The 26,266-nt window shown below is 70.3% G+C and carries 23 protein-coding genes and 2 pseudogenes; 17 read left to right on the top strand and 8 right to left on the bottom strand.

The features are described from left to right. Positions 1 to 44: 44 nt before the first annotated feature. The 3 genes from ABZZ20_RS23415 (at position 45) to ABZZ20_RS23405 (ending at position 2,170) form a co-directional block, all read left to right on the top strand. Positions 45 to 215, top strand: coding sequence for a GNAT family N-acetyltransferase (locus tag ABZZ20_RS23415; protein WP_356872630.1), 171 nt, complete (start codon positions 45 to 47; stop codon positions 213 to 215). Between the two features lie 90 nt (positions 216 to 305). Then, positions 306 to 821: a SigE family RNA polymerase sigma factor gene (locus tag ABZZ20_RS23410; protein WP_356872532.1), complete on the top strand. Its 516-nt coding sequence runs from the start codon at positions 306 to 308 to the stop codon at positions 819 to 821. A gap of 116 nt (positions 822 to 937) precedes the next feature. Then, complete coding sequence (locus tag ABZZ20_RS23405; RefSeq protein ID WP_356872530.1) at positions 938 to 2,170, top strand: hypothetical protein; 1,233 nt, start codon at positions 938 to 940, stop codon at positions 2,168 to 2,170. Between the two features lie 19 nt (positions 2,171 to 2,189). On the opposite strand, the gene ABZZ20_RS23400 is transcribed toward ABZZ20_RS23405, so the two are convergent. Then, a complete protein-coding gene (locus ABZZ20_RS23400) occupies positions 2,190 to 3,803 on the bottom strand; it encodes a bifunctional 3'-5' exonuclease/DNA polymerase (protein ID WP_356872628.1) in 1,614 nt (537 codons plus the stop codon). Between the two features lie 397 nt (positions 3,804 to 4,200). Here ABZZ20_RS23400 and ABZZ20_RS23395 point away from each other — a divergent pair, with 397 nt between their 5' ends. Together ABZZ20_RS23395 and ABZZ20_RS23390 are read left to right on the top strand one after the other, a co-directional pair. Beyond that, a complete protein-coding gene (locus tag ABZZ20_RS23395) occupies positions 4,201 to 5,370 on the top strand; it encodes a DUF2786 domain-containing protein (RefSeq protein ID WP_356872528.1) in 1,170 nt (389 codons plus the stop codon). Positions 5,371 to 5,573: 203 nt separating this feature from the next. Further along, positions 5,574 to 5,810 carry a DUF397 domain-containing protein gene (locus tag ABZZ20_RS23390; RefSeq protein ID WP_356872526.1) on the top strand — a complete coding sequence of 79 codons (237 nt, stop codon included), beginning with the start codon at positions 5,574 to 5,576 and terminating at the stop codon, positions 5,808 to 5,810. A gap of 111 nt (positions 5,811 to 5,921) precedes the next feature. Here the strand turns inward: ABZZ20_RS23390 and ABZZ20_RS23385 are convergent, their stop codons facing one another. Then, positions 5,922 to 6,440, bottom strand: a complete 519-nt coding sequence (locus tag ABZZ20_RS23385) for an ATP-binding protein (protein ID WP_356872524.1) — start codon at positions 6,438 to 6,440, stop codon at positions 5,922 to 5,924. 344 nt (positions 6,441 to 6,784) lie between these two features. Here ABZZ20_RS23385 and ABZZ20_RS23380 point away from each other — a divergent pair, with 344 nt between their 5' ends. From ABZZ20_RS23380 to ABZZ20_RS23355, 6 genes and pseudogenes are all read left to right on the top strand, one after another. Then, a complete protein-coding gene (locus tag ABZZ20_RS23380; protein WP_356872522.1) occupies positions 6,785 to 7,663 on the top strand; it encodes a helix-turn-helix transcriptional regulator in 879 nt (292 codons plus the stop codon). An 89-nt stretch (positions 7,664 to 7,752) separates the two neighbouring features. Beyond that, a complete protein-coding gene (locus ABZZ20_RS23375) occupies positions 7,753 to 9,210 on the top strand; it encodes an aldehyde dehydrogenase family protein (protein ID WP_356872520.1) in 1,458 nt (485 codons plus the stop codon). A gap of 70 nt (positions 9,211 to 9,280) precedes the next feature. Beyond that, positions 9,281 to 11,353 (top strand): annotated as a pseudogene (gene mrdA, locus ABZZ20_RS23370) (penicillin-binding protein 2); the annotation flags it as partial. A gap of 121 nt (positions 11,354 to 11,474) precedes the next feature. Then, a complete protein-coding gene (locus ABZZ20_RS23365) occupies positions 11,475 to 12,029 on the top strand; it encodes a DinB family protein (RefSeq protein WP_356872518.1) in 555 nt (184 codons plus the stop codon). Between the two features lie 152 nt (positions 12,030 to 12,181). After that, the gene (locus ABZZ20_RS23360; RefSeq protein ID WP_356872516.1) at positions 12,182 to 12,940 is read left to right on the top strand and encodes a MerR family transcriptional regulator; all 759 of its coding nucleotides are present in this window, start codon (positions 12,182 to 12,184) and stop codon (positions 12,938 to 12,940) included. A gap of 146 nt (positions 12,941 to 13,086) precedes the next feature. Further along, positions 13,087 to 13,686: pseudogene (locus ABZZ20_RS23355) on the top strand (VTT domain-containing protein); the annotation flags it as partial. 235 nt (positions 13,687 to 13,921) lie between these two features. On the opposite strand, the gene ABZZ20_RS23350 reads toward ABZZ20_RS23355, so the two are convergent. After that, the gene (locus tag ABZZ20_RS23350; RefSeq protein ID WP_356872514.1) at positions 13,922 to 15,571 is read right to left on the bottom strand and encodes a threonine/serine exporter family protein; all 1,650 of its coding nucleotides are present in this window, start codon (positions 15,569 to 15,571) and stop codon (positions 13,922 to 13,924) included. Positions 15,572 to 15,828: 257 nt separating this feature from the next. Then, on the bottom strand, positions 15,829 to 16,323 hold the full coding sequence (locus ABZZ20_RS23345) for an inorganic diphosphatase (protein ID WP_030031597.1): 495 nt from the start codon (positions 16,321 to 16,323) through the stop codon (positions 15,829 to 15,831). Positions 16,324 to 16,512: 189 nt separating this feature from the next. On the opposite strand from ABZZ20_RS23345, the gene dacB reads away from it, so the two are divergent. The 6 genes from dacB (at position 16,513) to folE (ending at position 24,108) form a co-directional block, all read left to right on the top strand. Then, positions 16,513 to 17,949, top strand: coding sequence for a D-alanyl-D-alanine carboxypeptidase/D-alanyl-D-alanine-endopeptidase (gene dacB / locus ABZZ20_RS23340; protein ID WP_356872512.1), 1,437 nt, complete (start codon positions 16,513 to 16,515; stop codon positions 17,947 to 17,949). Positions 17,950 to 17,996: 47 nt separating this feature from the next. Then, positions 17,997 to 19,142 carry a zinc-dependent metalloprotease gene (locus ABZZ20_RS23335; RefSeq protein ID WP_356872510.1) on the top strand — a complete coding sequence of 382 codons (1,146 nt, stop codon included), beginning with the start codon at positions 17,997 to 17,999 and terminating at the stop codon, positions 19,140 to 19,142. Between the two features lie 337 nt (positions 19,143 to 19,479). Next, entirely contained in the window at positions 19,480 to 20,538 is a 1,059-nt protein-coding gene (gene tilS / locus ABZZ20_RS23330) for a tRNA lysidine(34) synthetase TilS (RefSeq protein WP_356872508.1), read from the top strand. Positions 20,539 to 20,603: 65 nt separating this feature from the next. Further along, on the top strand, positions 20,604 to 21,164 hold the full coding sequence (gene hpt / locus ABZZ20_RS23325; protein ID WP_030158549.1) for a hypoxanthine phosphoribosyltransferase: 561 nt from the start codon (positions 20,604 to 20,606) through the stop codon (positions 21,162 to 21,164). 198 nt (positions 21,165 to 21,362) lie between these two features. Further along, positions 21,363 to 23,387, top strand: coding sequence for an ATP-dependent zinc metalloprotease FtsH (gene ftsH / locus ABZZ20_RS23320; protein ID WP_356872506.1), 2,025 nt, complete (start codon positions 21,363 to 21,365; stop codon positions 23,385 to 23,387). Between the two features lie 112 nt (positions 23,388 to 23,499). Continuing rightward, positions 23,500 to 24,108: a GTP cyclohydrolase I FolE gene (folE, locus tag ABZZ20_RS23315; RefSeq protein WP_356872504.1), complete on the top strand. Its 609-nt coding sequence runs from the start codon at positions 23,500 to 23,502 to the stop codon at positions 24,106 to 24,108. Between the two features lie 59 nt (positions 24,109 to 24,167). On the opposite strand, the gene ABZZ20_RS23310 is transcribed toward folE, so the two are convergent. The 4 genes from ABZZ20_RS23310 to ABZZ20_RS23295 form a co-directional block, all read right to left on the bottom strand. Next, positions 24,168 to 24,659, bottom strand: coding sequence for a DUF3180 domain-containing protein (locus ABZZ20_RS23310; protein ID WP_356872502.1), 492 nt, complete (start codon positions 24,657 to 24,659; stop codon positions 24,168 to 24,170). A gap of 68 nt (positions 24,660 to 24,727) precedes the next feature. Continuing rightward, positions 24,728 to 25,336 (bottom strand): 2-amino-4-hydroxy-6-hydroxymethyldihydropteridine diphosphokinase, encoded by a 609-nt coding sequence (folK, locus tag ABZZ20_RS23305; protein ID WP_356872500.1) that lies wholly within the window; start codon positions 25,334 to 25,336, stop codon positions 24,728 to 24,730. After that, positions 25,333 to 25,692: a dihydroneopterin aldolase gene (folB, locus tag ABZZ20_RS23300; RefSeq protein ID WP_356872498.1), complete on the bottom strand. Its 360-nt coding sequence runs from the start codon at positions 25,690 to 25,692 to the stop codon at positions 25,333 to 25,335. Before folB ends, folK begins: the two co-directional genes overlap by 4 nt. Positions 25,693 to 25,822: 130 nt before the next feature. Continuing rightward, positions 25,823 to 26,266 (bottom strand): nuclear transport factor 2 family protein, encoded by a 444-nt coding sequence (locus ABZZ20_RS23295; protein ID WP_356872496.1) that lies wholly within the window; start codon positions 26,264 to 26,266, stop codon positions 25,823 to 25,825.

Genomic DNA, 26,266 nt, shown 5'->3' with positions numbered 1-26,266 from the left:
GTGCGCGTCGCCGGTGAGGGCGATGTCGAGGACGCGGCCGCCGCATCGGCACCGGGCGGGCGCTGCTGCGCGAGGTGCTGCGCCGGGCCCGGGAGGCCGGGGTGGCCGGGGTGCAGCTGGACACCGCGTACGACAACCACATCGCGCAGGGGCTGTACGCGGCGGAGGGCTTCGAGCGGGAGGAGTTCCACCTCTACTTCCATTGCCTCGCCTGACGCCGGTCCCGATTTCCCTGCGGCAGGCGTGAAACATTCCTGCACCGCCGTCGCGTCTGTGGGGTGAGACGGACGCGCGAGGGGGAGTGCATGCGGCAGGGGCGCAGAGACGGGTTCCGTGAATTCGCGGCGGGCCGGTCGGGACACCTGTATCGGTCGGCCTGTCTGCTGACGAGCGGGGACACCCATCTCGCGGAGGACTTGGTGCAGGAGACCCTGGGGCGGATGTACCTGCTCTGGGGGCGGATCTCGCGCATCGACAACCCGCCCGCGTACGCGCAGACGGTGCTCGTACGGGCCTTCCTGACGCACCAGCGGCGCAGGTCGGCCGGGGAGCGCCCGGTCGGGGAGCTGCCCGAGTCGGGCGCGGCGGCGCCCGGCGGCGCCGATCCGGCGCTGCGGCTCACGCTGCTGGAGGCGCTCGGGCGGCTGTCGCCCAAGGACCGGGCGGTGCTCGTGCTGCGGTACTGGGAGGACCGCAGTGTGGAGGAGACCGCTGATGCGATGAACGCCAGCTCGGCGGCGGTCCGCACCCGCACCACGCGGGCGCTGGCCCGGCTGCGAAACCAACTAGGCGGTTCCTTGGCCGAGTTCGCGGGCCGCTGAGGGCCTTCGCCTGTCCCCTGTCCCTGTCCCTGTCCCCAGCTTCCTTCGGCCCCCCTTGCGGCCCCTCGTACGTCACTCACCCTCACCTCACTAATCGGTGGAAGGTCTGGTTCCGCATGCCTTTTGAAGATGAGCTCAGCACGGCCCTGCGGCGCGCGGGAGACGGTTTCACGACCGACCAGCACGCCCTCGTGAGCGCCGGTGAACAGCGCGGACGGCGGCTGGTGGCGCGCCGCCGGGCCGTCGTGCTCGGTGGATCGGTGCTGTCCCTGGCCGTGATCGGAGCCGGTGGCGCGTACACCGGCGGCCTGTTCGACGGTGCGGGCGCCGCCGGCCGGGTCCGCGTCGCTGCGCCTCCGGCGCTGCCGACCCCCTCGCCGGGAGGGAAGCGGACCGGCAGCGGGGCCGTCTCCGCCGATCAGCTGATCGGTGTGCTCAAGCAGCTGTTGCCGGGCGGGCAGGTGTCCGGGACGCAGGCGCGCGGCACGGGCGATGCCATGGGGCCGATGGTCTCCGGGATCTACGACGACGGGAAGGGTCAAGCGGCCATCGGCGTCGGCCTCTCCCGGACCGACCCGTCCGGCCGGGGCGCCGGGGATGCGCTGAAGTGCCCCGACAAGAGCTTCGTCGAGTACGACGACTGTGCGGTCGAGACGCTGGCGGACGGTTCGAAGCTCTCGCTCTTCCAGGGCTACGAGTACCCCGACCGCCGTGAACCCACGAGGGTGTGGCGGGCCACGCTGGTGACCCGGGAGGGCTTCCAGGTCGACGTACAGGAGTGGAATGCCCCGGCGGAGAAGGGCGCGGAGGTCTCGCGGACCAGTCCGCCGCTGACTCCGGCGCAGCTGAAGGCGTTCGCGACCTCGCCGCTGTGGCGCCCGGCGCTGAACGACCTGCCGGCCGCCCAGCCGGAGTCCGCCGGTCCGGTGCCCGTGATGACGGACGCGGCCGGGGTACTGGAGTCCCTGCTTCCGAAAACCGGGATCACGGTCGCCAGTAAGGGCGGCGAGGGGGACTACGGCAATCTCGTGCTCGACGACGGCCAGGGCAAGTCGCTCGTCCAGGTCAACGTGCAGACCGGCATGGGCGATGCGCTCCGGGGCTCCTTCGGCGCCGGGGCCACCACGCTGCCCGACGGCACCCAGGTGAAGTCGGAGGCGAAGGCCGGGGAGAAGGGCGGTGCGGGCGTGGTCTGGTGGAGCGTCGACGTGCTGCGGCCGGACGGGCGGCGCGTGGTGCTCTCCGCCTTCAACACCGGCAACCAGAACAAGCCCGCGACCCGGGAGGAACCGGTCCTGACGATGGAGCAGCTCAAGCAGATCGCGCTCGACCCGAAGTGGCTCGGCTGAGCGGGCGCCGCCGTGGCTGCTACTTGGCGTCGGCGTAGCACTCCACGATCGCCGTGGTGAACGGGAAGCGGACCGGGGTGTCGCCGAAGGCGATCCGGCCGGCCCGGTCGCCGGCGGCGCGGATCGCCTGAGCGACGGCCTCGGCCTCCTCGGCCGGGCAGTGCACGATCACCTCGTCGTGCTGGAAGAACACCAGCTCGGCCCGCATCCCGGCGGCGGCGATGGCCTGCCGGAGGGCCGCGAGCAGCAGTAGGGCCCAGTCGGCGGCGCTGCCCTGGACGACGAAGTTGCGGGTGAACCGGCCGCGGGCCCGGGTGTTGGTGGAGGCGTAGCTCGGCGTCCAGCCGTCCTCCCGGTCCTGCGGGATGCCGGCTTCACCGTCCTCGTCGGTGCCGACCGGCGGCGGGCAGGTACGGCCGAGCCAGGTCCGTACGAGGCGCCCTTCCTCACCGGCCCTCGCCGCTTCGTCGACGTACGCGACGGCCCGGGGGAAGCGGCGGCGCAGCGCGGCGAGGTTCTTCAGACCGTCGCCGGAGGTCTGCCCGTACACGGCTCCGAGCACGGCGAGCTTGGCCATGTCGCGGTCGCCGGAGAAGCCGTGGCGGGAGATGGCCGTGTAGAGGTCCTCCGGGCGCCCGGCCACGTCCATGAAGGCGGGGTCGCGGGAGATCGCCGCCAGGACGCGGGGCTCCATCTGGTCGGCGTCGGCGACGACGAGCCGCCATCCCGGGTCGGCGACCACGGCCCTGCGGATCACCTTCGGGATCTGTAGGGCCCCGCCGCCGTTGGTGACCCAGCGGCCGGTGAGGGTGCCGCCGGGGACGAACTCGGGGCGGAAGCGGCCGTCGTGCACCCAGTCCTGGAGCCAGCTCCAGCCGTGTGCGGTGTAGATCCGGTAGAGCTTCTTGTACGCGAGGAGCGGCTTCACGGCGGGGTGGTCGAGCTCTTGGATCGCCCAGCGGCGGGTGGACGTCAGCCGGATTCCGGCCTCGGCGAAGGCCTTGATGACGTCGGCGGGCAGTTCGGGGCGCACGCGCCGGCCGAACGCGGCGGAGATCTCGTCGGCCAGCTCGGCGAGGCGGCGGGGTTCGCCGCCGCCGGCGTAGCGCTCGCCGAGCAGCTCGGTGAGCAGCGTGCGGTGGACGTCGGCACGCCACGGGAGGCCCGCGCGATGCATTTCGGCGGCGACGAGGAAGGCGGCGGACTCGGCGGCGGTGAGCAGGCGCATCCGGCCGGGGTGGGCGGTGGCGGCGTGGCGCTGCGCCTGGTCCTCGTGGACGGCGACGAGCGCGTCCAGCGGCAGTGGGGCGGGCTGCGGGTCGAAGAGGGAGTCCTGTGCGCCGGGCGTGGCGGAGCGCTGCGGCGGATCGGGGGGTACGGGCGCCCCGGTGAGCCGGGCCCAGGCGGCGGCGGCCGAGCGGGGTTCACCGGAGCGGCCCTCGTGGGCGAGGAGGAGTACCTCGGCGGCCTCGATGTCGTGGCAGCGCTCGACACGGGCACCGGCGGCGAGCAGGCGGGGGTAAACGGCGGCGGTGGAGCGCCAGATCCAGCGGGTGGCGGGGGGCGCGGCGCGGATCGCGTCGGCGGGGTCGCGGACGGTGATGCGGCTGCCGGCGGCGGGCGTGAGGGGCATGGCGTGCCAGCACCCGTCGCCGCCGTCGGCGAGGGCCCAATGGGGGGTGCGGTCGCTCATGGATGCGAGTGTCCCACCAGGGGCTGACATCCAGCCGACCAGGCACTCCGCGCGCTGCGGAGGGTGGGGCGGGGGTGGGGTTGCCGCTGCGCGGGACCTTCTCCCCGCCCTTTCACCGTTTCCCCCGGGCCGCTGCCCGGACCGTGCCGGGGGCTCCGCCCGCGAGCCGCGAGCGCCTCAGACGCCGGCGGGCTGGATGTGCCGGGCGGAGGGCAGCGAGGGTGAGGGCGGGCGGGCAGGGCCCCGCAGGGGTGGGGGTGCCGGGCGGAGCTGCGCCCCGGGCCGTACGCGCAGACGTGGTCGGTGGGGGTGGGAGGGGGCGTGCCAAGCTGAGGGGGTGAGAGAGATTGTCGATCGTGCCTGTGAAGCCGCCCTCTACAACGAGGGCGATGCCGGACTGGACGCCGGTGCCTCGGTGCTCGTCGGCGACGGTGGGCAGTGGGGCGCGGTCGGGCGGGAGCTGCTGGCGCGCGGGGCGACGTACGTACGGCAGGCCTGGGAGCGGGGGTGGCAGCCCGCCGACGTGCTCCGGCTGGTGGGCCGGGACCTCGGGGAGCGGCACCTGCGGATCACCCGCGACCTGATCGCCGGCGAGACGCGCCGGTACGCCAGGCTGCCCGAGCGGTGGACCGACGCCGAGGTGTGGTGGGCCGACGACGCGGAGTACGGCGAACGGCTCGCGCAGCGGGAGAGGACGGACCGGTTCACGCTGGCGACCGCCGTGCTGGAGGTGTTCCGGCTGCTGATCCGGCTGCCGTCCATCGAACCGGTGGGTCCGGTTCCCGGCGACCCGACCGCCGACGCCCTGGAGCACGCGCACATCGAACCCCGGATGCTGGGCCGGATCCGCGCCCTGCTCGCGAAGGCCGAGGCGACCACCTTCCCGGAGGAGGCGGAGGCGCTCAGCGCCAAGGCCCAGGAGCTGATGGCCCGGCACACCGTCGACGAGGCCCTGCTCGCGGCGAGCGGCAAGGGGCCGGCCCAGGTTCCCGGGGCATGCCGGATCGGGGTCGAGGCACCGTACGAGGAGGCCAAGGCGGTGCTGCTCGACGCGGTGGCCACCGCGAACCGCTGCCGGGCGGTGTGGAACGGCGCCTTCGAGTTCTCCACCGTGGTGGGGTTCGAGAGCGACCTGGAGGCCGTGGAACTGCTCTACACCTCGTTGCTCGTGCAGGGCACGGCCGCCATGACCCGGGCCGAGGCCGCGCAGCGCTCCGGCGGGCGCAAGCGGACCAAGACGTTTCGTCAGTCCTTCCTGCTCGCGTACGCCAGCCGGCTCGGCCAGCGCCTCGCCGAGACCGCAGAGCACACCGCGGCCGAGACCCCCGACTACCTGCCTGCCCTGCTGGCCCGGGACGTCGCCGTCACCTCCCGCGCGGACGAGATGTTCCCCCGCACCACGACCACCCGACTGCGCGGGGCCACCGACCACGCGGGTTGGGAGGACGGTACGGCCGCCGCCGACCGCGCCCACATGGGTGGCAAGCGCCGCCCGCTGCCGCGCTAGAGGCCGATCCGGACCTGATCTGGACCTGATCTGGACCTAATCCGGCCCTTATCCGGCGCTGATCCGGACCTGATTCACCCTGTTTCGCCCCTGACAGTGATCAAGGGAGCACCCTCCGCGTGCACGTGCATCTGCCCATGCAGGCGCTTATGAACACAGCTATGATCCGGTGCAGTTGACATCTGCACTATCGGGGGCTTCCTGTGGACCACGCGTACAACGGGATGGCAGCTGCAGAACTCGACGGGGTGACCTGGCAGAAGAGCAGACACAGCAACTCGCAAGGTTCCTGTGTGGAGTTCGCCAAACTGCCGGGTGGTGCTGTCGCCGTGCGCAACTCGCGTTTTCCGGACGGACCGGCGCTCGTCTACACGCCGGCCGAGATAGAGGCGCTGCTGCTCGGCGTCAAGGACGGCGAGTTCGACCACTTGATCGTCTGAAGGAACGGCGCACTGATCAAGCCATGCACGTGCACTGGCCGGGAGTGATCGAAATGATCAATCCCGGCCAGTCGTCGTATTTCTGACGGGTCCGTACGCGGTACGGCGCTCCTACTCGTGGAGCATGAACAGCGCCCAGACCACCTTGCCGGTCAGCCGTCCCGCGAGCGGGTGCCAGCCCCAGCTGTCGCTGTACGAGTCCACGAGGAACAGCCCGCGCCCCGACTCCAGGTCGCAGTTCTCCTGAGTGCGCTCCGGTGCGAACGATCCGCCCGGTCGGTCCTCGCTGGGGTCCCGCACCGCGCACACCAGTCGGGTGCTCCACCGCATCAGGTGCAGCCGTACCGCCGCCTCGGGCTCGCCCGCCCCACCCACCGCAGGCCGGGTGTCGTCCGGCAGGGCATGGCGCAGCGCGTTGGTGACGAGTTCGGAGACGACCAGGGCCACGTCGTCGAAACGGTCGTCGAGGCCCCATTGGGACAGCGTCGAGCGAGTGAACGAACGGGCGCCCCGCACCGCCTCGAAGCGGGCGGGCAGAGCGCAGGATGCGGACCCGGAGACAGCCGTGGGGTCGACCGGGGGCAGCCCCTGCCGTAACGGCTCGAGCATGGTCGATCCATTCGTCCCCATGCGAGGCACTCCCGGGATTCGCGGGCGGAGCGGCGGCTCCGTCCAGAAAGAACTGCGGGGTGGGTCCGGCGCCGGCGCGAAGAGCACGCAGGTGCGCGGCACCATCGTTCCGAATGCAGAAGCTGGATGCAAGGGCAGATGCACGTGCACGCGCCGGACCTGTCCACTCCCGTGATGGTTCTTGCTCATTTCTTCCTACGCATCCTGACGGACTTCTTTTACGGCGGCCCGGATTCCGTTACAGAACGAGTACGGACCGATGCGTTTTGGTGGCAGACTGCGGGCCTTGGGGTGCGGGGGCCCCGGCGACGCACACCACGCGCAGACCACGCGTAACCATGGCGATGGGGAGGGCAGGACTAGTGACCGCAGAAGCAAGCGGTTCTGTGGTGCGCCGTATCCTCCTGGGCTCTCAGCTCAGGCGACTCCGAGAATCCCGCGGCATCACCCGTGAGGCGGCCGGCTACTCGATCCGCGCATCAGAATCGAAGATCAGCCGCTTGGAGTTGGGAAGGGTGAGCTTCAAGGCCAGGGACGTGGAGGACCTCCTCACGCTCTACGGAGTCACGGACGGCGCGGAGCGGGAGTCCCTGCTGGGGCTGGTCCGCGAGGCCAACGCGGCAGGCTGGTGGCACAGTTACGGCGACGTGCTGCCTGGATGGTTCCAGACGTACATCGGTCTGGAGGGCGCGGCCTCGCTCATCCGGATCTACGAAGTCCAGTTCGTCCACGGCCTGTTGCAGACGGAGGCCTACGCCCAGGCCGTCGTCAGCCGCGGCATGCCCGGAGCCACCCAGGCCGAGATCGACCGCCGCGTCGCGCTGCGCCTGGAGCGCCAGAAGGTGCTCGTCTCCGAGAGTGCCCCGGTCTTCCACGCCGTGCTGGACGAGGCCGCGCTGCGTCGCCCGTACGGCGACCGCGAGGTCATGCGCGGTCAGTTGGAGCACCTCATCGAGGTCTCCCAGCGGCCCAACGTGCAGCTCCAGGTGATGCCGTTCTCCTTCGGTGGCCATGCCGGCGAGAGCGGAGCGTTCACCCTGCTGCGCTTCCCGGAGTCCGACCTCCAGGACATCGTCTATCTGGAACAGCTCACCAGTGCCCTCTACCTGGACAAACACGAGGAAGTGGCTCAGTACGAGCGGGCGATGGAGCGGCTCCAGGCCGACTGCCCCGACCCCGACCGCACCCGGGATCTTCTCCGCGGACTACTCCAACTGTCTTGATTCGCACGTACTATGACGTCAGATCAGTGCATGATGACCGATCGGTCTCCGGTGCAGCGCACGGGTGCGCGCTCGCAGTAAGGGATGGCATGTCCATATTCGACGACCTGGCTCACCAGTACATCGACGGCGAATGGCTGGCCGGCACCGGTTCGTGGGACATCATCGACGTCAACCCGTACAACGGGGAGAAGCTCGCGGCCATCACGGTGGCCACCGTCGAGCAGGTGGACCGGGCCTACCGCGGCGCCGAGCGCGCCCAGCGGGAGTGGGCCACCACCAGCCCGTACGCCAGACGTGCCGTCCTGGAACGCGCCCTGCGGATCATCGAGGAGCGCGACAAGGAGATCGTCGAGGCGATGATCGACGAGCTCGGTGGGACCCGTCCCAAGGCCGAGTACGAGGTCCACCTCGCCAAGGAGTTCATCCGCGAGTCGATCCAGCTGGCCGTCCGCCCCGAGGGTCGGATCATCGCCTCGCCGGTCGAGGGCAAGGAGAACCGGGTCCAGCGCCTCCCGGTCGGCGTCGTCACCGTGATCAGCCCCTTCAACTTCCCGTTCCTGGTCACCCTGAAGTCGGTCGCCCCGGCCCTGGCGCTGGGCAACGCGGTCGTGATCAAGCCGAACCAGAACGCACCCGTGGTCGGCGGCGGGGTCATCGCCAAGATCTTCGAGGACGCGGGTCTGCCGGCCGGACTCCTCAACGTGCTGGTCACCGACATCGCGGAAATAGGCGACGCGCTCCTGACCCACCCCGTCCCGAAGGTCATCTCCTTCGCAGGCTCCGACCGGGTCGGCCGGCACGTCGGGGCCGTGGCCGCACGCCACTTCAAGCGGACGGTCCTGGAACTCAGCGGCAACAGCGCCCTCGTCGTCCTCGACGACGCCGACCTCGACTACGCGGTGGACGCGGCCGTCTTCAGCCGCTTCGTCTACCAGGGCCAGGTCTGCATGGCCGCCAACCGCATCCTCGTGGACGTCAAGATCGCTGAGGAGTTCACCGAGAAGTTCATCGCCCGGGTGCGCGGCCTGAAGACCGGCGACCCCCACGAGGCCGACACCCACATCGGCCCGCTGATCAACTCCTTCCAGGCTGATGCCCTGACCGCGCTCGTGGACCAGGCCGTGGAATCCGGGGCGCAGGCCCTCGTACGGGGATCTACGCGCGGCAACCTGGTGGAGCCGACCGTACTGGCCGGAATCCCCGAGGACTCCCCGCTGCTCGGCCAGGAGATCTTCGGCCCGGTGGCGCTGCTGGTGGTCTTCGACGGCGAGGACGAGGCCGTACGGCTGACCAACGCGACCCCCTACGGTCTGAGCGGGGCCGTGCACACGCGGGACGTGGAGCGCGGTGTCCGGTTCGCTCAGCGCATCGAGACCGGGATGATCCACGTCAACGACTCGACCATCGGGGACGAGCCGCTCGCCGCGTTCGGCGGGGAGAAGGCCTCGGGCCTGGGCCGGCTGAACGGCGAGGCCACGGTGGAGGCCTTCACCACCCAGAAGTGGATCTCGGTCCAGCACGGTCGCACGAGCTTCCCCTTCTGAGCATTCCGTGCGCCGTCATGCCTAGACTCGTGCGAGTCAGCGGCGGGCAGCGTTCCGGGGGAGACCTGAGTTGAGCAACATTCCGGAGACGGGGCGGACGCCCCGGGTCCAGAACCGCCTGGTCATCATCCAGGTGGTCGTCTTCTCGCTGCTGCTCACCCTCGGCGGACGCCTCTGGTACCTGCAGATACGCAACGGCCAGGAGTACACGGACGAGGCGAAGAACAACCACACCCAGCAGGTCGTCCAGCCCGCCGTGCGCGGCTCGATCCTGGATGCCCGCGGGGTGCCGCTCGCGGACAACGAGACGCGGATGGTCGTCTCCGCCAGCCGTACCGACCTGACCAAGATGAAGGACAAGGGCAAGGACGTCCTGACGCGCCTCGCCGGCGTCCTGGGGCTCAAGGCCGAGGACGTGATCAACAGCGTCCGGCTGTGCGACGCCAAGACCCCCAAGCCCTGCTGGAACGGTTCCCCTTACCAGCCGATCCCCGTCACCGACGAGGCGACCACGGACCAGGTCCTGGAGATAAGGGAGCACGCCGAACAGTTCCCCGGCATCACCGCGGAGCCCACCGCCCTGCGCCGTTACCCCGCTCCGGACCGGGCCAACACCTCCCAGGTGCTGGGCTACCTCTCGCCGGTCACCGACGCGGAGATCACCAAGGCGAAGAAGACGGACTCCCCGTACCTGCGCTCCGACCAGGTGGGCCGCTCCGGCCTGGAGCGCACGTACGACAAGGAACTGCGCGGCAAGGCGGGCATCACGCGCTACGAGGTGGACAACCTGGGCCGGGTCATCGGGCAGGCCCAGGCCGACAAGCCCACGCCCGGCTCGAACGTCGTCACCTCGATCGACTCGCGCGTGCAGGCGGTGGCCGAGCGCGAGCTCAACAACGCGATGATCGAAGCCCGCAAGCAGTACGACAAGAACACCCGCAGGAACTACGAGGCCGACTCGGGCGCGGTCGTCGTCATGGAGGCCAAGACCGGCCGCATCGTCGCGATGGCCTCCAACCCGACCTACGACCCGAATGCCTGGGTCGGTGGCATCTCCGCCAAGGACTACGCGGCGCTCACCGACAAGGAGTCCAACTACCCGCTCCTCAACCGCGCGATCCAGGGCCAGGCGGCCCCGGGCTCGATCTTCAAGGTCGTCTCCTCGACGGCCGCGGTGAACGCCGGGTACCCCTTCAACGGGCGGTACGGCTGCCCCAGCTCGTACTCGGTGGGCAGCCAGACCTTCACCAACTTCGAATCGCAGGGCTACGGCGACATCACCATCGGCAGGGCCCTCGAAGTCTCCTGCGACACCGTCTACTACGCCATCGCCGACAAGGAGTGGAAGAAGGACGGCGGGATCAACCCCAAGAAGGACCCGAGCGACTGGTTCTTCAAGACGGCCCACGCGTTCGGGCTGGGCAAGGCGACCGGCGTCGACCTGCCGAACGAGGTGAACGGCCGGGTGCCCGACCGGCAGTGGAAGAAGGACTTCTTCGAGGCGAACAAGGCCGCGTGGTGCCGGGACGGCAAGAAGGACGGCTCGTTCGCCGAGAAGATCGCGTACGAGAACTGCCGCCAGGGCAACCAGTTGCGCGAGGGCGACGCCATCAACTACTCGATCGGCCAGGGCGACACGCTCGTCACCCCGATCCAGATGGCGTCCGTCTACGCGGCCATCGCCAACGGCGGCATGCTGCACCAGCCGAGCGTCGGCAAGGCGATCGTCAGCGCGGACGGCACCTCGGTCAAGGAGATCGCGCCGAAGGAGCAGGGCCGGCTGCCGATGGACGCGGAGCTGCGCGACGACATCGACGGCGCACTCGCCTCGGTGGCCACCACGGGTAGCGCGGCCTGGCGGTTCGGCGGTTGGCCGCAGAAGCAGATCCCGATGCACGCGAAGACGGGTACCGCGGAGGTCCAGGGCAAGCAGACCACCTCGTGGTTCGCCTCGTACACCGAGGACTACTCGATCGTCATGACGATCTCCCAGGGCGGTACCGGCTCCGGGGCCTCGGGGCCGGCGGTGCGCAAGATCTACGAGGCGATGTACGGGCTCGACGAGAAGGGCAACCAGGACCTCTCCAAGGCCCTGCTCCCCAAGCCGCAGACGGCGCTCCCGGCGATCCGCCCCGACGGTACGGCCGAATGACGGCCGGCGCCTGACCGATCAAGGACAGAAGTTGTCCGCAAGCTTCCGTAGCGTGTTTTTTGCCAGCAGGACGGCATGCACGCACGACACACGGAAAAGGCGGTAGATCAGCATGGTCACTCACGTCCCTTCGGAGTCCCACGGCGACGAGCGCGGCGCGCTCCTGTCCTTCGTCGATGCCCAGCGCGGTGCGCTGCGGCGAGCGGTGCTCGGTCTGACCGAGGAGCAGGCGGCGAGCCGTCCGAGCGCGAGCGAGCTGTCGTTGTCGGGGCTGCTGAAGCACGTGGCGGAGACGGAGCTGGGCTGGCTGCGGATGGCCCAGCAGCAGCCGAACGAAAGGCAGCGCACGCAGGAGACCTGGGCAGACAGCTTCCGCCTGGTCGAAGGCGAGAGCATCGCCGGGATGCTGGACTTCTGGGACGGGGTGGTGGAGGAGTTGGAGAAGTTCATCCGCTCCGTCCCGAGCCTGGACGACACCTTCCCGCTGCCCGAGGCGCCGTGGTTCCCCAAGGAGGGGCGCGTCTCGATGCGGTGGCTGCTCCTGCACCTGGTGGAGGAGCACGCCCGCCACGCGGGCCACGCGGACATCGTCCGTGAATCCCTGGACGGCAAGACCGCCTTCGAGCTGGTGGCCCTGTCCCAGGGCACGCCCTGGCCTTCGGCCTAGACCCGACCCAGTGCTGTGACCGGAAAGGTTCACCGGCCAACCTTCCGGCCACAGCACTAAGCGGTCTCCCCGAGCCCGCTTAGTGGGGGACTTGCACCTCACGTGGCGTGAGGACCCACAGTGAAGGGCGTACCCAGGAAGGGGCGGAAGCGATGAGCTACTCCGTGGGCCAGGTGGCCGGATTCGCCGGAGTCACGGTGCGCACCCTGCACCACTACGACGAGATCGGCCTGCTTTCCCCGAGCACCCGAAGCACCGCAGGTCACCGGCGTTACGACGACACCGACCTCGACCGGCTGCAGCGGGTCCTGTTCTACCGGGAGCTCGGCTTTCCGCTCGAAGAGGTCGCGGTCCTGCTGGACGATCCGGACTCGAACCCGAGGGAGCACCTGCGCCGGCAGCACGCCCTCCTGTCCGACCGGATCGCCCGGCTCCAGCAGATGGCCAAGGCCGTTGAGCACGCCATGGAGGCGAACAAGATGGGCATCAACCTCACGCCCGAGGAGAAGTTCGAGGTCTTCGGGGACTTCGACCCCGACGACCACGCGGAGGAGGTCGCGCGGCGCTGGGGCGGCACCGACGCCTACGAGGAGTCCGCGCGCCGGTCCGCGAGCTACTCCAAGGAGGACTGGCAGCGCATCCAGGACCAGGCCGACGACATCCACCGGCGCCTCGTCGTACTGATGGATTCCGGCGGGGCCGCGGAGTCGGTGCAGGCCATGGACCTGGCCGAGGAGCACCGGGGGTGGATCACGCAGAACCACTACGCCTGCGCGTACGAGCTGCACACCTGCATCGGCGAGATGTACGTCGCGGACGAGCGCTTCACGGCCTACTACGACGCGATCCGGCCCGGCCTCGCGGTGTTCCTGCGGGACGCGATCCTGGCGAACGCCGTCCGCAAGGTCTGACCAGGCGTTCTTTTCCCGCACGGCCCCCTTCCGGTACCTGGAACCGGGCGGGGGTCGTGTGCGTTGATAATTGAAACCGCCCCTTCCTGTCCGCCGTACCCGCCGAACCATGCGGACATCCCCCGATCCAGGAGAGCCCGGAACTCGTGTACACGCTTGCGCTCGCCCCTGAGTGGCTGTCCCCGGACTATCTGATCTCGCACTTCGGCCTGATCGGCATCCTGGTCATCGTCTTCGCCGAGTCGGGACTGTTCGCCTTCCTGCCCGGCGACTCCCTGCTGTTCACGGCGGGGCTGCTGGTGGCCAACGGCGAGTACATCAAGCAGCCGCTGTGGCTGGTCTGCACCCTGATCTCGGCCGCCGCGATCATCGGTGACCAGGTCGGGTACATGATCGGCAAGTTCTTCGGGCCGAAGCTCTTCAACCGGCCGAAGTCGAAGCTCTTCAAGCGGGAGAATCTGGACAAGGCGCACGAGTTCATGGACAAGCACGGCCCGAAGGCCATCGTGCTCGCCCGGTTCGTACCGATCGTCCGCACGTTCGCCCCGATGGTCGCAGGCGCCGGCTCCATGAAGTACCGCACCTTCCTCACGTACAACGTCATCGGTGGTGTCGCCTGGGGCGCGGGGCTGACCGTCGCCGGCTACTGGCTCGGGCAGATCACGCTCATCAAGGAGAACGTCGAGGCGATCCTCGTCCTGATCGTCCTCCTCTCGCTCATCCCGGTGATCTTCGAGGTGATGAAGGCCCGCAAGGAGTCCGCGGCGAGCGTCGCCGAGGCATCTGCCGGTGGCGAGCGCCGCCGGCACGCCAAGCGCTAGGGCTGCTGGGGCTCGGCTCCCACTGGACGGGCCCCGTCCGGTCCGTCGGCCCGTACGTACGCGTGAACGCCCCGTAGAGCCCTTCCCCGGTCTCTGCGGGGCGTAGGCGTGTCCGGACTCCCGGCGGGCCGGCTGGAGCCGCTGGAGCCGCTCGGGTCTGCTAGAAGCCGCGGGTCCGCTTGGCCGCCCGGCGCTTGGCGGCGCTCGCGGCCCCCGGGATCCGCATGAACAACCGCGAGGTCTCCGACCCCAGGTTGACCCCGATCGCGATGGCCAGCGCGATGGCGGCGGCGTTCACCAGCGAGGCGAGGCCCTCGTTCAGCCGGTTCTCGGCGATCAGCAGCAGCCCGTAGTACGTGGCCGAGCCCGGCAGCAGCGGGCCGATGGCCGCCGTCGTGTACGGCAGGGCGGAAGCGAAGCGGTAGCGCGAGAAGAGCTGGCCGAACAGGCCGACCAGTCCGGCGGCGACAGCCGTGGAGGGCACGGGCGGGATGCCGCCCGCGTAGTGCAGGGCCCCGAAGGTCACCCAGGCGACCCCGCCGTTCAGCGTCACGATCCAGACGGTGGAACGTTCCTGCTGGAGCAGGATCGCGAACGTGAACACCAGCACCATCGACGCCCCGATCTGCAGCAGAGGGCGCTGGGTGATCTGGAGGACCTCCTCCGGCTTCGGCGAGGCGCCCAGCTGGAGCCCGAGGTACAGCACGACCAGTACACCCATGATGATGCCGATGAAGAGGTACATCACCTCCAGCAGCCGGGCGGAAGCGGTGATGTAGAAGCCGGTCAGGCCGTCCTGCACGCCCGCGACCAGGGCGCGCCCCGGCAGCAGCGCGAACAGTCCGCCGGTGATCACCGCGGAGGCGCGTACGTCGATCTCGGCCAGCTTCAGGGCCACGCCTATGGCGGCGGGCGGCATGGCGGCCACCACGAACTGGTAGAACTCCGGCAGCCCGCGCCCGGCACACAGCCAGGCCAGCCGGTCGCCGAGGATCGCCCCGATCACGGCAGCGAAGAAGACGAGCACGCCACCTCCGACCAGGGTGGAGGCGGCCCCGGCGAGCAACCCGGCGGCGGCCGTGAGGACCCAGGTGGGGTACGGGTGCCGGTTGCGGCGGATCACGGCGAGACGCCGGTACGCCTCTTCCAGCGAGACGCCGATCTCGGGCGCGCTGATGTCGTCCACCAGCCGGAAGACGGCGGCCAGGCGGGTGTAGTCGGTGCCGCGGCGCCGCACGGTCCGGCTCGCCGAGACCGGATCGTCCACGAGGGAGGGCTGGTGGGTGATCGACAGCAGGGTGAAGGTGACCGTGGGCTCGCAGCGGTCCAGTCCGTACGAGTGCGCCACCGCCAACATCGCGGCTTCCACGTCCTCGGCCCCCTCGCCGCCCGCGAGCAGCAGCTCGCCGATGCGCAGGGTCAGGTCGAGGACGCGGCCCACGGCGGGCCCGGCCTCGCTGGGCTTCAGCACGGTCTCGGGGACGGGCCGGACGTCGACCGGCATGCGCAGCATGGTGCGCATGCGGTCCTGCCAGGGGGATTCCGGCATCCGGACCACCGGGAAGCCCTGGCCAGGGGTGTAGGCGGGCGGGGAGTGCTGCGCGCTGTACGTCGCCGGGGGCGCGAAGGCGGACCCCTCCGGTTCGACGGGCAGCGCCGCGAGTCCCCCGGGCACGGTGAACTCCGAGGTCGGCTGGTCCTCCTCCAGGGCTTCCGGCTCCATCCCGGCCGGGGGAGTGAAGGCACTGCGCGCCTCGTCGGATTTCGGCTTCCGGTCCTCGGTGCCCCCGGATCCCTCGCCCTCCGCCACACGCCCTCCAGTCCCCGACCAGCCCGGGTATCAGTATGCGGAACGCTCTCGTCCCCGGCGAAACGACCGCGTCGCCGTCGCCGGGACCCCGCCCCGCCGCCGCCTCGTGGCCGCCCGGCCCCGTAGCCGCCCGGCCACGACGACGGGCGGCTACGACGACGGGCGGCACCCCCCGGTCTTGGGAGGGTGCCGCCCGTGGCGTCACAGGGGCTGCGGGAGGTCCTGCCTACCCGTCACCCGGTGGAGAGCGCAGTGGCTCAGTGGTGGCCGCCCTGGGCCTCCAGGCGCTTGTACGAGGCCTCGATCTCGGCCTCGGCCTCGGCGCGGCCCACCCAGTTGGCACCCTCGACCGACTTGCCCGGCTCCAGGTCCTTGTAGACCTCGAAGAAGTGCTGGATCTCCAGGCGGTCGAACTCCGACACGTGGTGGATGTCGCGCAGGTGCTCCACGCGCGGGTCCGAGGCCGGCACGCACAGCAGCTTGTCGTCGCCGCCCGCCTCGTCCGTCATGCGGAACATGCCGATGGCGCGGCACTTGATCAGGCAGCCCGGGAAGGTCGGCTCGTCCAGGATGACCAGTGCGTCCAGCGGGTCGCCGTCCTCGCCGAGGGTGTTCTCGACGAAGCCGTAGTCGGCCGGGTAGCTGGTCGAGGTGAAGAGGCGACGGTCCAGGCGGATCCGGCCGGTCTCGTGGTCCACCTCGTACTTGTTCCGCGAACCCTTGGGGATCTCGATGGTGACGTCGAACTCCACGTCCTGCTCCTCCATGATCAGCTTCATTGCTTCGAGACTGCATCGATAAATGCGAGCGCGTCCGGCCCAGCCTCCCCCAGCTACCGCTGGGAGGTGCCCCCAGCCGGGTGGGGTGCCATGCTCGCGGCAAGACGCAGTGGTTAAGTGTCCCTCACGCACATGTGTGATCGCGAAAGGGGCTGGTCCGAGGTGCCATTGGACAAGACATGGCAGCTCATCGCGGGTTCGGCCGTCGCCGGCCTCGCCCTGTCGGTGGCAGCGGTGACCGCCGCCGGTCCTTGGGACTCCGGCCAGCGTAAGGCCGAGCGGGACAGGGTTGCCTCCTGGAGCCTTACGGGTGGCGCAGATCACGGTGCTGCCCACGGCGGCACGTCCTCGCCGCGGACCGCGCCCAGCGCCCCCGGGGTGCTCGCCGGGATCGGCCCCGGCACGGCCCGCAACGCGGTAGCCGCCGATCCCGCGAAGCTCGCCGAGGCGCTGCAGCCGCTCCTGGCCGACCCCGCGCTCGGGACCGTCCGTACGGCCTCGGTCATCGACACCGCCACCGGTGAGGTGCTCTACGAGTCCGGGCCCCGCGAGCCCATGACCCCCGCCTCCACGATCAAGATCGCCACTGCGGCGGCGGCCCTCGCCGCCCTCGGTCCCGAGCACCGCATCCGCACCACCGTGACCCCCGGATCCGGCCCCGGGCAGATCGTCCTGGTCGGCGGGGGCGACCCGTCCTTGACCGCGAAGAAGAAGAGCCCCGCCGGATCCGGAGGCAGCCTCGTCGCGCTCGCCGCCGACACGGCCCAGGCCCTGAAGGCCGCCGGCACCGACTCCGTGAGCCTCGGCTACGACGACACCCTCTTCACCGGCCCCGCCCGCCACCCGATCGGCGTCAACCCCAACATCGCACCGGTCACCGCCCTGGCCGCCGACGAGGGCCGCCCCGACGACTCCACCTCGGGCCCCGTCGACCGGGTCGAGGACCCCGCCGAGGAGACCGCCCGTTCCTTCGCCGCCTTGCTGAAGGAACGCGGCATCAAGATCACCAGCGATCCCGTCAAGGCCAAGGCGCCCGCCGGCGTCCAGCCGCTCGCGACCACCCTCTCCACCCCGCTCGCCGGTCTCGTGGAGCGGATGCTGACCTACAGCGACAACGACATCGCCGAGGCCCTCGCCCGGCAGACCGCCCTCGCCTCCGGTCAGCCCGCCGGCTTCGAGGGCGCGGAGAAGGCCGTCACCGACCGCCTCGCCGCCCTGGGCATCGACACGGCCGGCTCCCGCTTCGCCGACGGCAGCGGCCTGGGCCGCGCCGACAAGGTCAGCAGCGGCCTGCTCACCTCGCTCCTGGCCAAGGCCGCCGACCCGCAGCGACCCGAGCTGCGGCCGGTGCTCACCGGGCTGCCCGTCGCCGGATTCACCGGGACCCTGCGCAGCCGCAACGCAGGCAGCTCCCCGGCCGCCGGCCTGGTCCGCGCCAAGACGGGCACGCTGAGCGGGGTGAACTCCCTCGCCGGGACCGTCGTCGATCCCTCCGGGCGACTCCTCGCCTTCGCGTTCCTGACCGCGAACGCTCCCGATCCGGCGGCTGCGGAGAAGGGCCTCGACAAGCTGGCCGCGGCCGTCGTCGGAGCGAGGTAGCGGTCCGAAGGGCTCCGCATCGGCGCTGGTCCACGTACCGTTGACGCATGACGAGCATCGGTGGTGTCGAGATGGTCGACTGGAACCTCGCGGTGGCGACCGCGACTCGGCTGGTCCGTCCGGGTCCTGAGGTCAGCCGCGATGAGGCCCGGGCCGTGGTGGCGGAGCTGCGCCGGCACGCCAGGACCTCCGAACGCCACGTACGCGGGTTCACGCGGATGATCCCCGAGGGTACGGGCGTCCCCGATACCCCCGTCCTCGTCGTGGACCGGATCGGCTGGATCAAGGCCAACGTGGCCGGCTTCCGTGAACTCCTCGGTCCCCTGCTCGGCAAGATGCAGGACCGCCGCGCCGGCGCGCCCGGCGGCGCCGTCCTCGGCGCGGTCGGCGGCAAGGTCACCGGTGTCGAGCTGGGCATGCTGCTCAGCTTCCTGGCCTCGCGCGTGCTCGGGCAGTACGAGACCTTCGCCCCGGCCGGCCGCGATCTGCCGGGCTCGACCGCGGGTGGCGGCCGGCTGCTGCTCGTGGCCCCCAACATCGTGCACGTCGAGCGCGAGCTGGACGTGCGCCCGCACGACTTCCGGCTGTGGGTCTGCCTGCACGAGGAGACGCACCGTACGCAGTTCACGGCCGTCCCGTGGCTCCGCGACCACCTCGAAGGCGAAATCCAGACCTTCCTCGGCGCCACCGAAATGGACCCGGTGGCCATCCTCGAACGACTGCGCGAAGCCGCCCAGTCCTTCGCCGGCGCCCGCCCCGACTCCGAGCGGGGCGAGGAGGGCCGCTCGCTGGTCGAGCTCGTCCAGACCCCCGAGCAGCGCGAGGTGCTCGGCCGGCTCACCGCCGTCATGTCCCTGCTGGAGGGGCACGCCGACTACGTCATGGACGGCGTCGGCCCCGAGGTGGTGCCCTCGGTCGCGGAGATCCGCGAAAAGTTCCAGCAGCGCCGGGCCAGCGGAGCGGGGCGCCTGGACGCCACGCTGCGCAAGCTGCTCGGGCTCGACGCCAAGCTGCGCCAGTACCGCGACGGCGAGCACTTCGTGCGCGCCGTGGTCGGCCAGGTCGGCATGGACGGCTTCAACCGGGTCTGGACCTCGCCGAACACGCTGCCGACCAAGGCGGAGATCGCCAAGCCCGCCGACTGGGTCGCCCGAGTGCACCGCAAGGGGAGCGAGTTCGCCGAGGAGGAGTGAGGAGTGAGGAGTGAGGAGTGAGGAGGGGCGGGGAGGCGCGAAATGGAGCGAAGGGGAGTGACGCGGGGGGCGTAAACATGTCTCACTGGGGGAAGCAGCGTCACCCGTCCGAGGGACCGTGGGGCGTGGAAGGGCGTGCGATGCTCAGGGAACGGCTCGGCTCTGTCACCATCGACGCACTCTGAGTGACAACCCTCATCCCGCGGGGGGCTCCCAGCGGGGGCTCCTCACGGGGCCGGGGCAGTCGGGCGGCATCGAACACCACCGAACAGCAGCCGTCCCAGCACCACACCCCAACGCCTTCGAGGCATCCGAACTCCACCGAAGGGCACCGGACATGGGTCCCCATCCTGCGGTCGCAGCGATACGCCTGGCGGTCCGCCGCGTACTCCACGACGTTCTCACCGACCTCACTGACCTCACCGACCTCCGCCAGACTCCGTCCCGGAGGACCCCCAGCACCGGGGACGGCAACCCGCCACTCGTACTCGTCGCCTGCTCCGGTGGCGCCGACTCCATGGCGCTCGCCTCCGCCCTCGCCTTCGAAGCGCCCAAGCTCGGCATCCGGGCGGGCGGCATCACCGTCGACCACGGACTCCAGGCCGGCTCCGACCTGCGGGCCGCCGAGGTCGTCACCCGCATGACCGCACTCCGCCTCGACCCGGTGGAGTCCGTCGCCGTGCGCGTCGGCCGTGACGGGGGACCCGAGGCCGCCGCCCGCGACGCCCGGTACGCCGCCCTGGACGAGGCCGCCGACCGTCTGGGCGCCGCGGCCGTACTCCTCGGCCACACCCGGGACGATCAAGCCGAAACCGTCCTGCTGGGCCTCGCACGCGGCTCGGGAATCCGTTCGCTGTCCGGGATGGCGGAGGTGTCCGGAGGCCCCGGCCGCTCGCACCGCTATCGGCGCCCCTTCCTCCAGATCGACCGGCAGACCGCCCGCAAGGCCTGCATGGTCCAGTCCCTGCCCGTCTGGGACGACCCCCACAACATCGACCCCGCCTACACCCGCTCCCGGCTCCGCCACGAGGGGCTGCCCGCCCTCGAAAAGGCGCTGGGCAAGGGAGTGGTCGAGGCGCTGGCCCGCACCGCCCAGCTGTCCCGCGACGACGCCGACGCCCTCGACGCCTGGGCCGCCGAGGCCGAGGCCGGCGTACGGGACCAGGACGGCCGGCTTGAGTGCGCCAAGCTGTACGCCCTGCCCCCGGCCGTCCGCCGCCGCGTGCTGCGCAGGGCCGTGGTCGCGGCCGGGTCCCCCGCAGGCTCCCTCTTCGCCCGCCACATCGAGGAAGTCGACCGGCTCATCACCGGATGGCGGGGTCAGGGCGCCATCAACCTGCCCGGCAGGGTCGAGGCCCAGCGGCAGGGTGGCAGACTTGTCATTCGGCAGGGCTGATTGGTGCTGAAACACGGCTGAGTCCTCCGGGGGTACCCCCGGAGCCCCGGCCGACAACGAAAGTGATGCGGGTGGACGAGAAGGACATGGGCAGCGACCTCCAGTCGGTGCTCATCACCAAGGAAGAGATCGACGCGAAGCTGGCCGAGCTGGCCGCGAAGATCGACGCGGAGTACGCGGGCAAGGACCTGCTCATCGTCGGCGTCCTCAAGGGCGCGGTGATGGTGATGGCGGACCTGGCGCGCGCCTTGTCCACCCCGCTCACCATGGACTGGATGGCGGTGTCCTCGTACGGTGCCGGAACCCAGTCCTCGGGTGTGGTCCGGATCCTCAAGGACCTGGACACCGACATCAAGGACAAGCACGTCCTGATCGTCGAGGACATCATCGACTCGGGCCTGACCCTGTCCTGGTTGCTGTCGAACCTGGGCTCCCGCCAGCCGGCCTCTCTGGAGGTCGTCACGCTGCTGCGCAAGCCCGATGCCGCCAAGGTCGCGATCGACGTGAAGTGGGTCGGCTTCGACATCCCGAACGAGTTCGTCGTGGGCTACGGCCTCGACTACGCCGAGAAGTACCGCAACCTGCCGTTCGTCGGCACCCTCGCTCCGCACGTCTACGGCGGCTGAGGCACGAGGGCCCCGGCAGGGGTCCTCACAGGGGAACCCTGGAACGATCCCCGCCGTTGGAGCAGGGGAAAGCGGTTCTGTCAGCCGTCCCACGAGGCCGCGGGTGACAATACAGGGGTACATTCCGAAGAACAGTCTTTACTCACAGCAGCATTTACCTACGGGCAGGAGGGACGGGGCGCCCGGCGCCCCGTATGGATGGACGTGAAGCGATACTTCCGTGGGCCGGTCATGTGGATCGTGCTGGCCGTCCTCGCCGTGGTCGTGTTGATGAACGTCGTCGGCTCCGGCGGCGGCTACAAGTCGGTGGAGACCAGCGAGGTCATCAAGGCGATCAACAGTGGCCAGGTGGAGAGCGCCAAGCTCACCACCGGTGACAGCCAGATGATCAAGATCGAGCTGAAGAAGGACCAGAAGCTCGGCAACAACGACGGCACCAAGTTCCAGGCCAACTACATCGGGGACCAGGGCGTCCAGCTCGCCCAGAACCTCCAGACCAAGTACGAAGCCGGTCAGATCCCCGACGGTTACACCGTCTCGCCGGACAAGACCAGCCCGTTCCTCAGCGTGCTGCTCTCCCTGCTGCCCTTCGTCCTCATCGTCGTGGTCTTCCTGTTCCTGATGAACCAGATGCAGGGCGGCGGCTCCCGAGTGATGAACTTCGGGAAGTCCAAGGCCAAGCTCATCACCAAGGACACCCCGAAGACGACGTTCGCCGACGTCGCGGGCGCGGACGAGGCCGTCGAGGAACTCCACGAGATCAAGGAGTTCCTGCAGGAACCGGCAAAGTTCCAGGCCGTCGGGGCGAAGATCCCCAAGGGTGTGCTGCTGTACGGCCCGCCCGGCACCGGCAAGACCCTGCTGGCCCGCGCCGTCGCCGGCGAGGCCGGCGTCCCGTTCTACTCGATCTCCGGTTCCGACTTCGTCGAGATGTTCGTCGGCGTCGGTGCCTCGCGCGTCCGTGACCTGTTCGAGCAGGCCAAGGCGAACGCTCCGGCGATCGTCTTCGTCGACGAGATCGACGCCGTCGGCCGGCACCGCGGTGCGGGCCTCGGCGGCGGCCACGACGAGCGCGAGCAGACCCTGAACCAGCTGCTCGTCGAGATGGACGGCTTCGACGTGAAGGGCGGCGTCATCCTGATCGCCGCCACGAACCGCCCGGACATCCTCGACCCGGCGCTGCTGCGTCCGGGCCGCTTCGACCGGCAGATCGCGGTCGACCGTCCGGACATGCAGGGCCGTCTGGAGATCCTCAAGGTCCACCAGAAGGGCAAGCCGGTCGCTCCGGACGTCGACCTCTCGGCCGTCGCCCGCCGCACCCCCGGCTTCACCGGTGCCGATCTGTCCAACGTCCTGAACGAGGCCGCGCTGCTCACGGCCCGCTCGGACAAGAAGCTGATCGACAACTCGATGCTGGACGAGGCGATCGACCGCGTCGTGGCGGGCCCGCAGAAGCGGACCCGGATCATGTCGGACCGGGAAAAGAAGATCACCGCGTACCACGAGGGCGGACACGCCCTGGTCGCGGCGGCCTCCCCGAACTCCGACCCGGTCCACAAGATCACCATCTTGTCCCGCGGCCGGGCCCTGGGTTACACCATGGTCCTGCCCGACGAGGACAAGTACTCGACCACGCGCAACGAGATGCTCGACCAGCTGGCGTACATGCTGGGCGGACGCGCGGCCGAGGAACTGGTCTTCCACGACCCGACCACCGGTGCGGCGAACGACATCGAGAAGGCCACGGCGACCGCCCGCGCGATGGTGACCCAGTACGGCATGACCGAGCGGCTGGGCGCGATCAAGTTCGGAGGCGACAACACCGAGCCGTTCCTGGGACGCGAGATGTCGCACCCGCGGGACTACTCGGAAGAGGTCGCGGCGCTGGTCGACGAAGAGGTCAAGAAGCTCATCGAGACCGCGCACAACGAGGCCTGGGAGATCCTGGTCGAGAACCGCGACGTCCTCGACAACCTGGTCCTCGCGCTCCTTGAGAAGGAGACGCTGGGCAAGGAGGAGATCGCCGAGATCTTCTCGACGATCGTGAAGCGCCCGGCCCGCCCCGCGTGGACCGGCTCTTCGCACCGCACCCCGTCGACCCGCCCGCCGGTGCTCTCTCCCAAGGAGCTCCAGCTGACGAACTCGGCGAACGGCACGTCGGCGGCGAGCGCGCCGGCCGTGTCCGTGGAGAAGGACTCCTCCCCGGAGGACCGCGCCGAGTAGTCGTCGGTCGGACCGTCCCGGAATGGATGCCGCGCCCCCCAAGGTTCTAGCCTGGGGGGCGCGGCACTTTCAGCTGCCCGCGAGCGCCAGTGCACACAGGAACGAGGAAGAAATGACCGACCCAGTGACCCTGACCGGTGACGAGGGCATGATCGGCGAGTTCGACGAGAAGCGCGCCGAGGCGGCGATCCGCGAACTCCTGATCGCGGTCGGTGAGGATCCGGACCGCGAGGGCCTCCTGGAGACCCCGGCACGTGTGGCGCGGGCGTACAAAGAGATATTCGCCGGCCTCTACCAGAAGCCCGAAGAGGTCCTGACGACCACCTTCGACCTGGGTCACGACGAGATGGTCCTGGTCAAGGACATCGAGGTCATGTCGAACTGCGAGCACCACCTGGTGCCCTTCCACGGCGTGGCGCACGTCGGCTACATCCCGTCCACCGACGGCAAGATCACCGGGCTGTCCAAGCTGGCCCGCCTCGTGGACGTCTTCGCCCGCCGCCCGCAGGTGCAGGAACGGCTCACCACGCAGATAGCGGACTCCCTGATGGAGATCCTGGAGCCCCGCGGGGTCATCGTGGTCGTCGAGTGCGAGCACATGTGCATGACGATGCGCGGGGTCCGCAAGCCCGGCGCGAAGACCATAACCTCGGCGGTCCGCGGCCAGCTCCGCGACCCCGCGACCCGCAACGAGGCCATGAGTCTGATCATGGCGCGCTGACGAGCGGTCGAACGACCCGGCCCGCGACGGCTGACACCCCGTGGCCGGGGCTCGGGCGGTCAGGTGTGGGTGGCCGGGGCGTCGGGGGCGGTGTCGTCGTCCTCGGGGAGCTTCAGCACGTGCTCCAGGAAGAGCGCCGCGGCGACGACCGCCACGCCCGCCAGGACCGAGAAGCCGGCGTACCAGGCCTGGTCGCGGCGGGCGGGGACGTCGAGGGCATCGGTCAGCAGGAAGACGCCCACGCCGCCGTACATGCCCGCCACCAGGGCCGCCACGAGGGCGCTGGCCTGCCCGAAGACGACGGCGCGGGCCGCCATCAAAGGCTCCACGCCCTTGGCGCCCGGGCGCCGCTCGCGCTGGGCCTTGAGGCGGGACCGGAGCGAGAGGGCGGTGGCCAGCAGGACGACCGCGATGACGCCCAGGACGATGGGAGCGGCCAGCGGCACGCCCGGCAGGGTTCCGTACGCGTTCCAGAGCCGGGCGCCCGCCCAGGAGAGCACCCCGGCGACGACGAAGATCCCCGCCAGGACCGCCGGCTTCAGTTGCTTCACGTACCCGTTCCCCGCTTTCGGCGCCGTCTCGTCAGCCGCGGCCCACGGCCGTAGCCACAGGTTAACGACTACTCGGGGAGGCGGAGTTCCAGGTCCGTGCGCGGCGTGACGCCCGTCAGGCCGGTTTCGGCCAGGAGGGCCGCGACCGGCCCGTGGCCCGGGATCAGGGCCTCGGGGTCGACGTCGTGCCACGGTGCCAGGACGAAGGCCCGCTGGTGGGCTCGCGGGTGCGGAAGGGTGAGGACCGGGTCGTCCGAGACCACATCGGCGTACGACACGATGTCGACGTCGATGGTGCGCGGGCCCCAGCGCTCCTCGCGGACGCGGTCGAAGGCCTCCTCGATGGCGTGGCCGCGCTCCAGGAGGGAGGAGGGGGGCAGCGTGGTCTTCACGCGGACGACCGCGTTGAAGTACGCCGGCTGGGAGCCGGGCTCGACGCCCCACGGCTCGGTCTCGTAGACGGGGGAGACGGCCTTGACCCGCAGGCCGGGGGTGTCGCCGAGGGCGTCGATGGCGCCCTGGAGGGTCTCCAGGCGGTTGCCGAGGTTCGCGCCGAGCGCGATCACGGCCCATTTGGGGTTGGACAGGGTCACATCGGCCGCATCGACCGTCTCTACGACGGATGCGGGCACCGGCTGGACCGTGGGGTCGCTCTGGGCGTTCAGTCCGTTGTTCACACGCGGCTCCGGGTGATCGTGATGGTCACGTCGTCGAAGGGGACGGTGATGGGGGCGTCCGGTTTGTGGACGACGACCTCCACCTGTGCCACCGCTTCGTGCTTCAGGCACTGCTGGGCGATCCGCTCGGCGAGGGTCTCGATCAGGTCGACGGGCTCGCCCTGGACCACGTCGACGACCTCCTCGGCGACGACCCCGTAGTGCACGGTCTTCGCCAGGTCGTCCTCGGCCGCCGCGGGGCGGGTGTCGATGTGCAGCACCAGGTCGACGATGAAGGTCTGGCCTTCCTCGCGCTCCCGGGGGAAGACGCCGTGGTGCCCGCGAGCCTTGAGGCCGCGCAGCGCGACACGATCCACGCGAATCACTCCTGCTTTCGTAGGTGCTTCCGGTCCGGGACTCCCCGGATCCATGGGCCTACGCCGAGTGCGGTCGGCGTCGTCCGTCTTCGAATTTACCTGCGAACGCCCCGGGATCCCGCCGTAGGGGTCATGCGGAGTCCCCCTCTTCGTCCTCGTCGGACTCCGTCAGGACGGGAGAACCGTGGTGGGACCAGAGCTGCCAGCCCTCGGATGTGCGTCGGAACACATTCGTGGCGACGACCAGTTGGCCGACCAGCGGACCGAGTTCCCCGCCGTCCTCGGCGGGCCCGCCGCTCAGGATGTTCTCCGTACAGGTCACCAGCGCGGTGTCACCCAGGACGGAGACCTTCGTATCGGTGAGGAAGAACTGGATGTAGTCCGTGTGGGACATGATCAGCGCGTAGGACCGCAGCACCTCGCCCCGGCCCGAGAGCACCGGCCAGCCCGGGTGCACGCAGGAGATCTCGTCGTTGAGCCAGAGCGCCGACAGCGCGTCGAAGTCCCCCCGCTCCATCGCCTCGTAGAAGGCCGTGTTGACCTCTTCGACCGCTTCGATGTCGGTACGGCTCAC

This window comes from Streptomyces sp. NPDC006430, assembly GCF_040612395.1.
GTDB lineage: Bacteria > Actinomycetota > Actinomycetes > Streptomycetales > Streptomycetaceae > Streptomyces.
This window is presented reverse-complemented; position numbering and strand designations above follow the sequence as displayed.

Coding starts and splice junctions, on each gene's coding strand:
- ABZZ20_RS23380 (WP_356872522.1), top strand. CDS start 6,785: ATGGGGAGGGCAGGACTAGTGACCGCAGAAGCAAGCGGTTCTGTGGTG.
- ABZZ20_RS23360 (WP_356872516.1), top strand. CDS start 12,182: ATGAGCTACTCCGTGGGCCAGGTGGCCGGATTCGCCGGAGTCACGGTG.
- ftsH (WP_356872506.1), top strand. CDS start 21,363: ATGGACGTGAAGCGATACTTCCGTGGGCCGGTCATGTGGATCGTGCTG.
- folE (WP_356872504.1), top strand. CDS start 23,500: ATGACCGACCCAGTGACCCTGACCGGTGACGAGGGCATGATCGGCGAG.
- hpt (WP_030158549.1), top strand. CDS start 20,604: ATGCGGGTGGACGAGAAGGACATGGGCAGCGACCTCCAGTCGGTGCTC.
- ABZZ20_RS23405 (WP_356872530.1), top strand. CDS start 938: ATGCCTTTTGAAGATGAGCTCAGCACGGCCCTGCGGCGCGCGGGAGAC.
- ABZZ20_RS23365 (WP_356872518.1), top strand. CDS start 11,475: ATGGTCACTCACGTCCCTTCGGAGTCCCACGGCGACGAGCGCGGCGCG.
- ABZZ20_RS23335 (WP_356872510.1), top strand. CDS start 17,997: ATGACGAGCATCGGTGGTGTCGAGATGGTCGACTGGAACCTCGCGGTG.
- ABZZ20_RS23410 (WP_356872532.1), top strand. CDS start 306: ATGCGGCAGGGGCGCAGAGACGGGTTCCGTGAATTCGCGGCGGGCCGG.
- ABZZ20_RS23385 (WP_356872524.1), bottom strand. CDS start 6,440: ATGGGGACGAATGGATCGACCATGCTCGAGCCGTTACGGCAGGGGCTG.
- ABZZ20_RS23400 (WP_356872628.1), bottom strand. CDS start 3,803: ATGCCCCTCACGCCCGCCGCCGGCAGCCGCATCACCGTCCGCGACCCC.
- tilS (WP_356872508.1), top strand. CDS start 19,480: ATGGGTCCCCATCCTGCGGTCGCAGCGATACGCCTGGCGGTCCGCCGC.
- ABZZ20_RS23375 (WP_356872520.1), top strand. CDS start 7,753: ATGTCCATATTCGACGACCTGGCTCACCAGTACATCGACGGCGAATGG.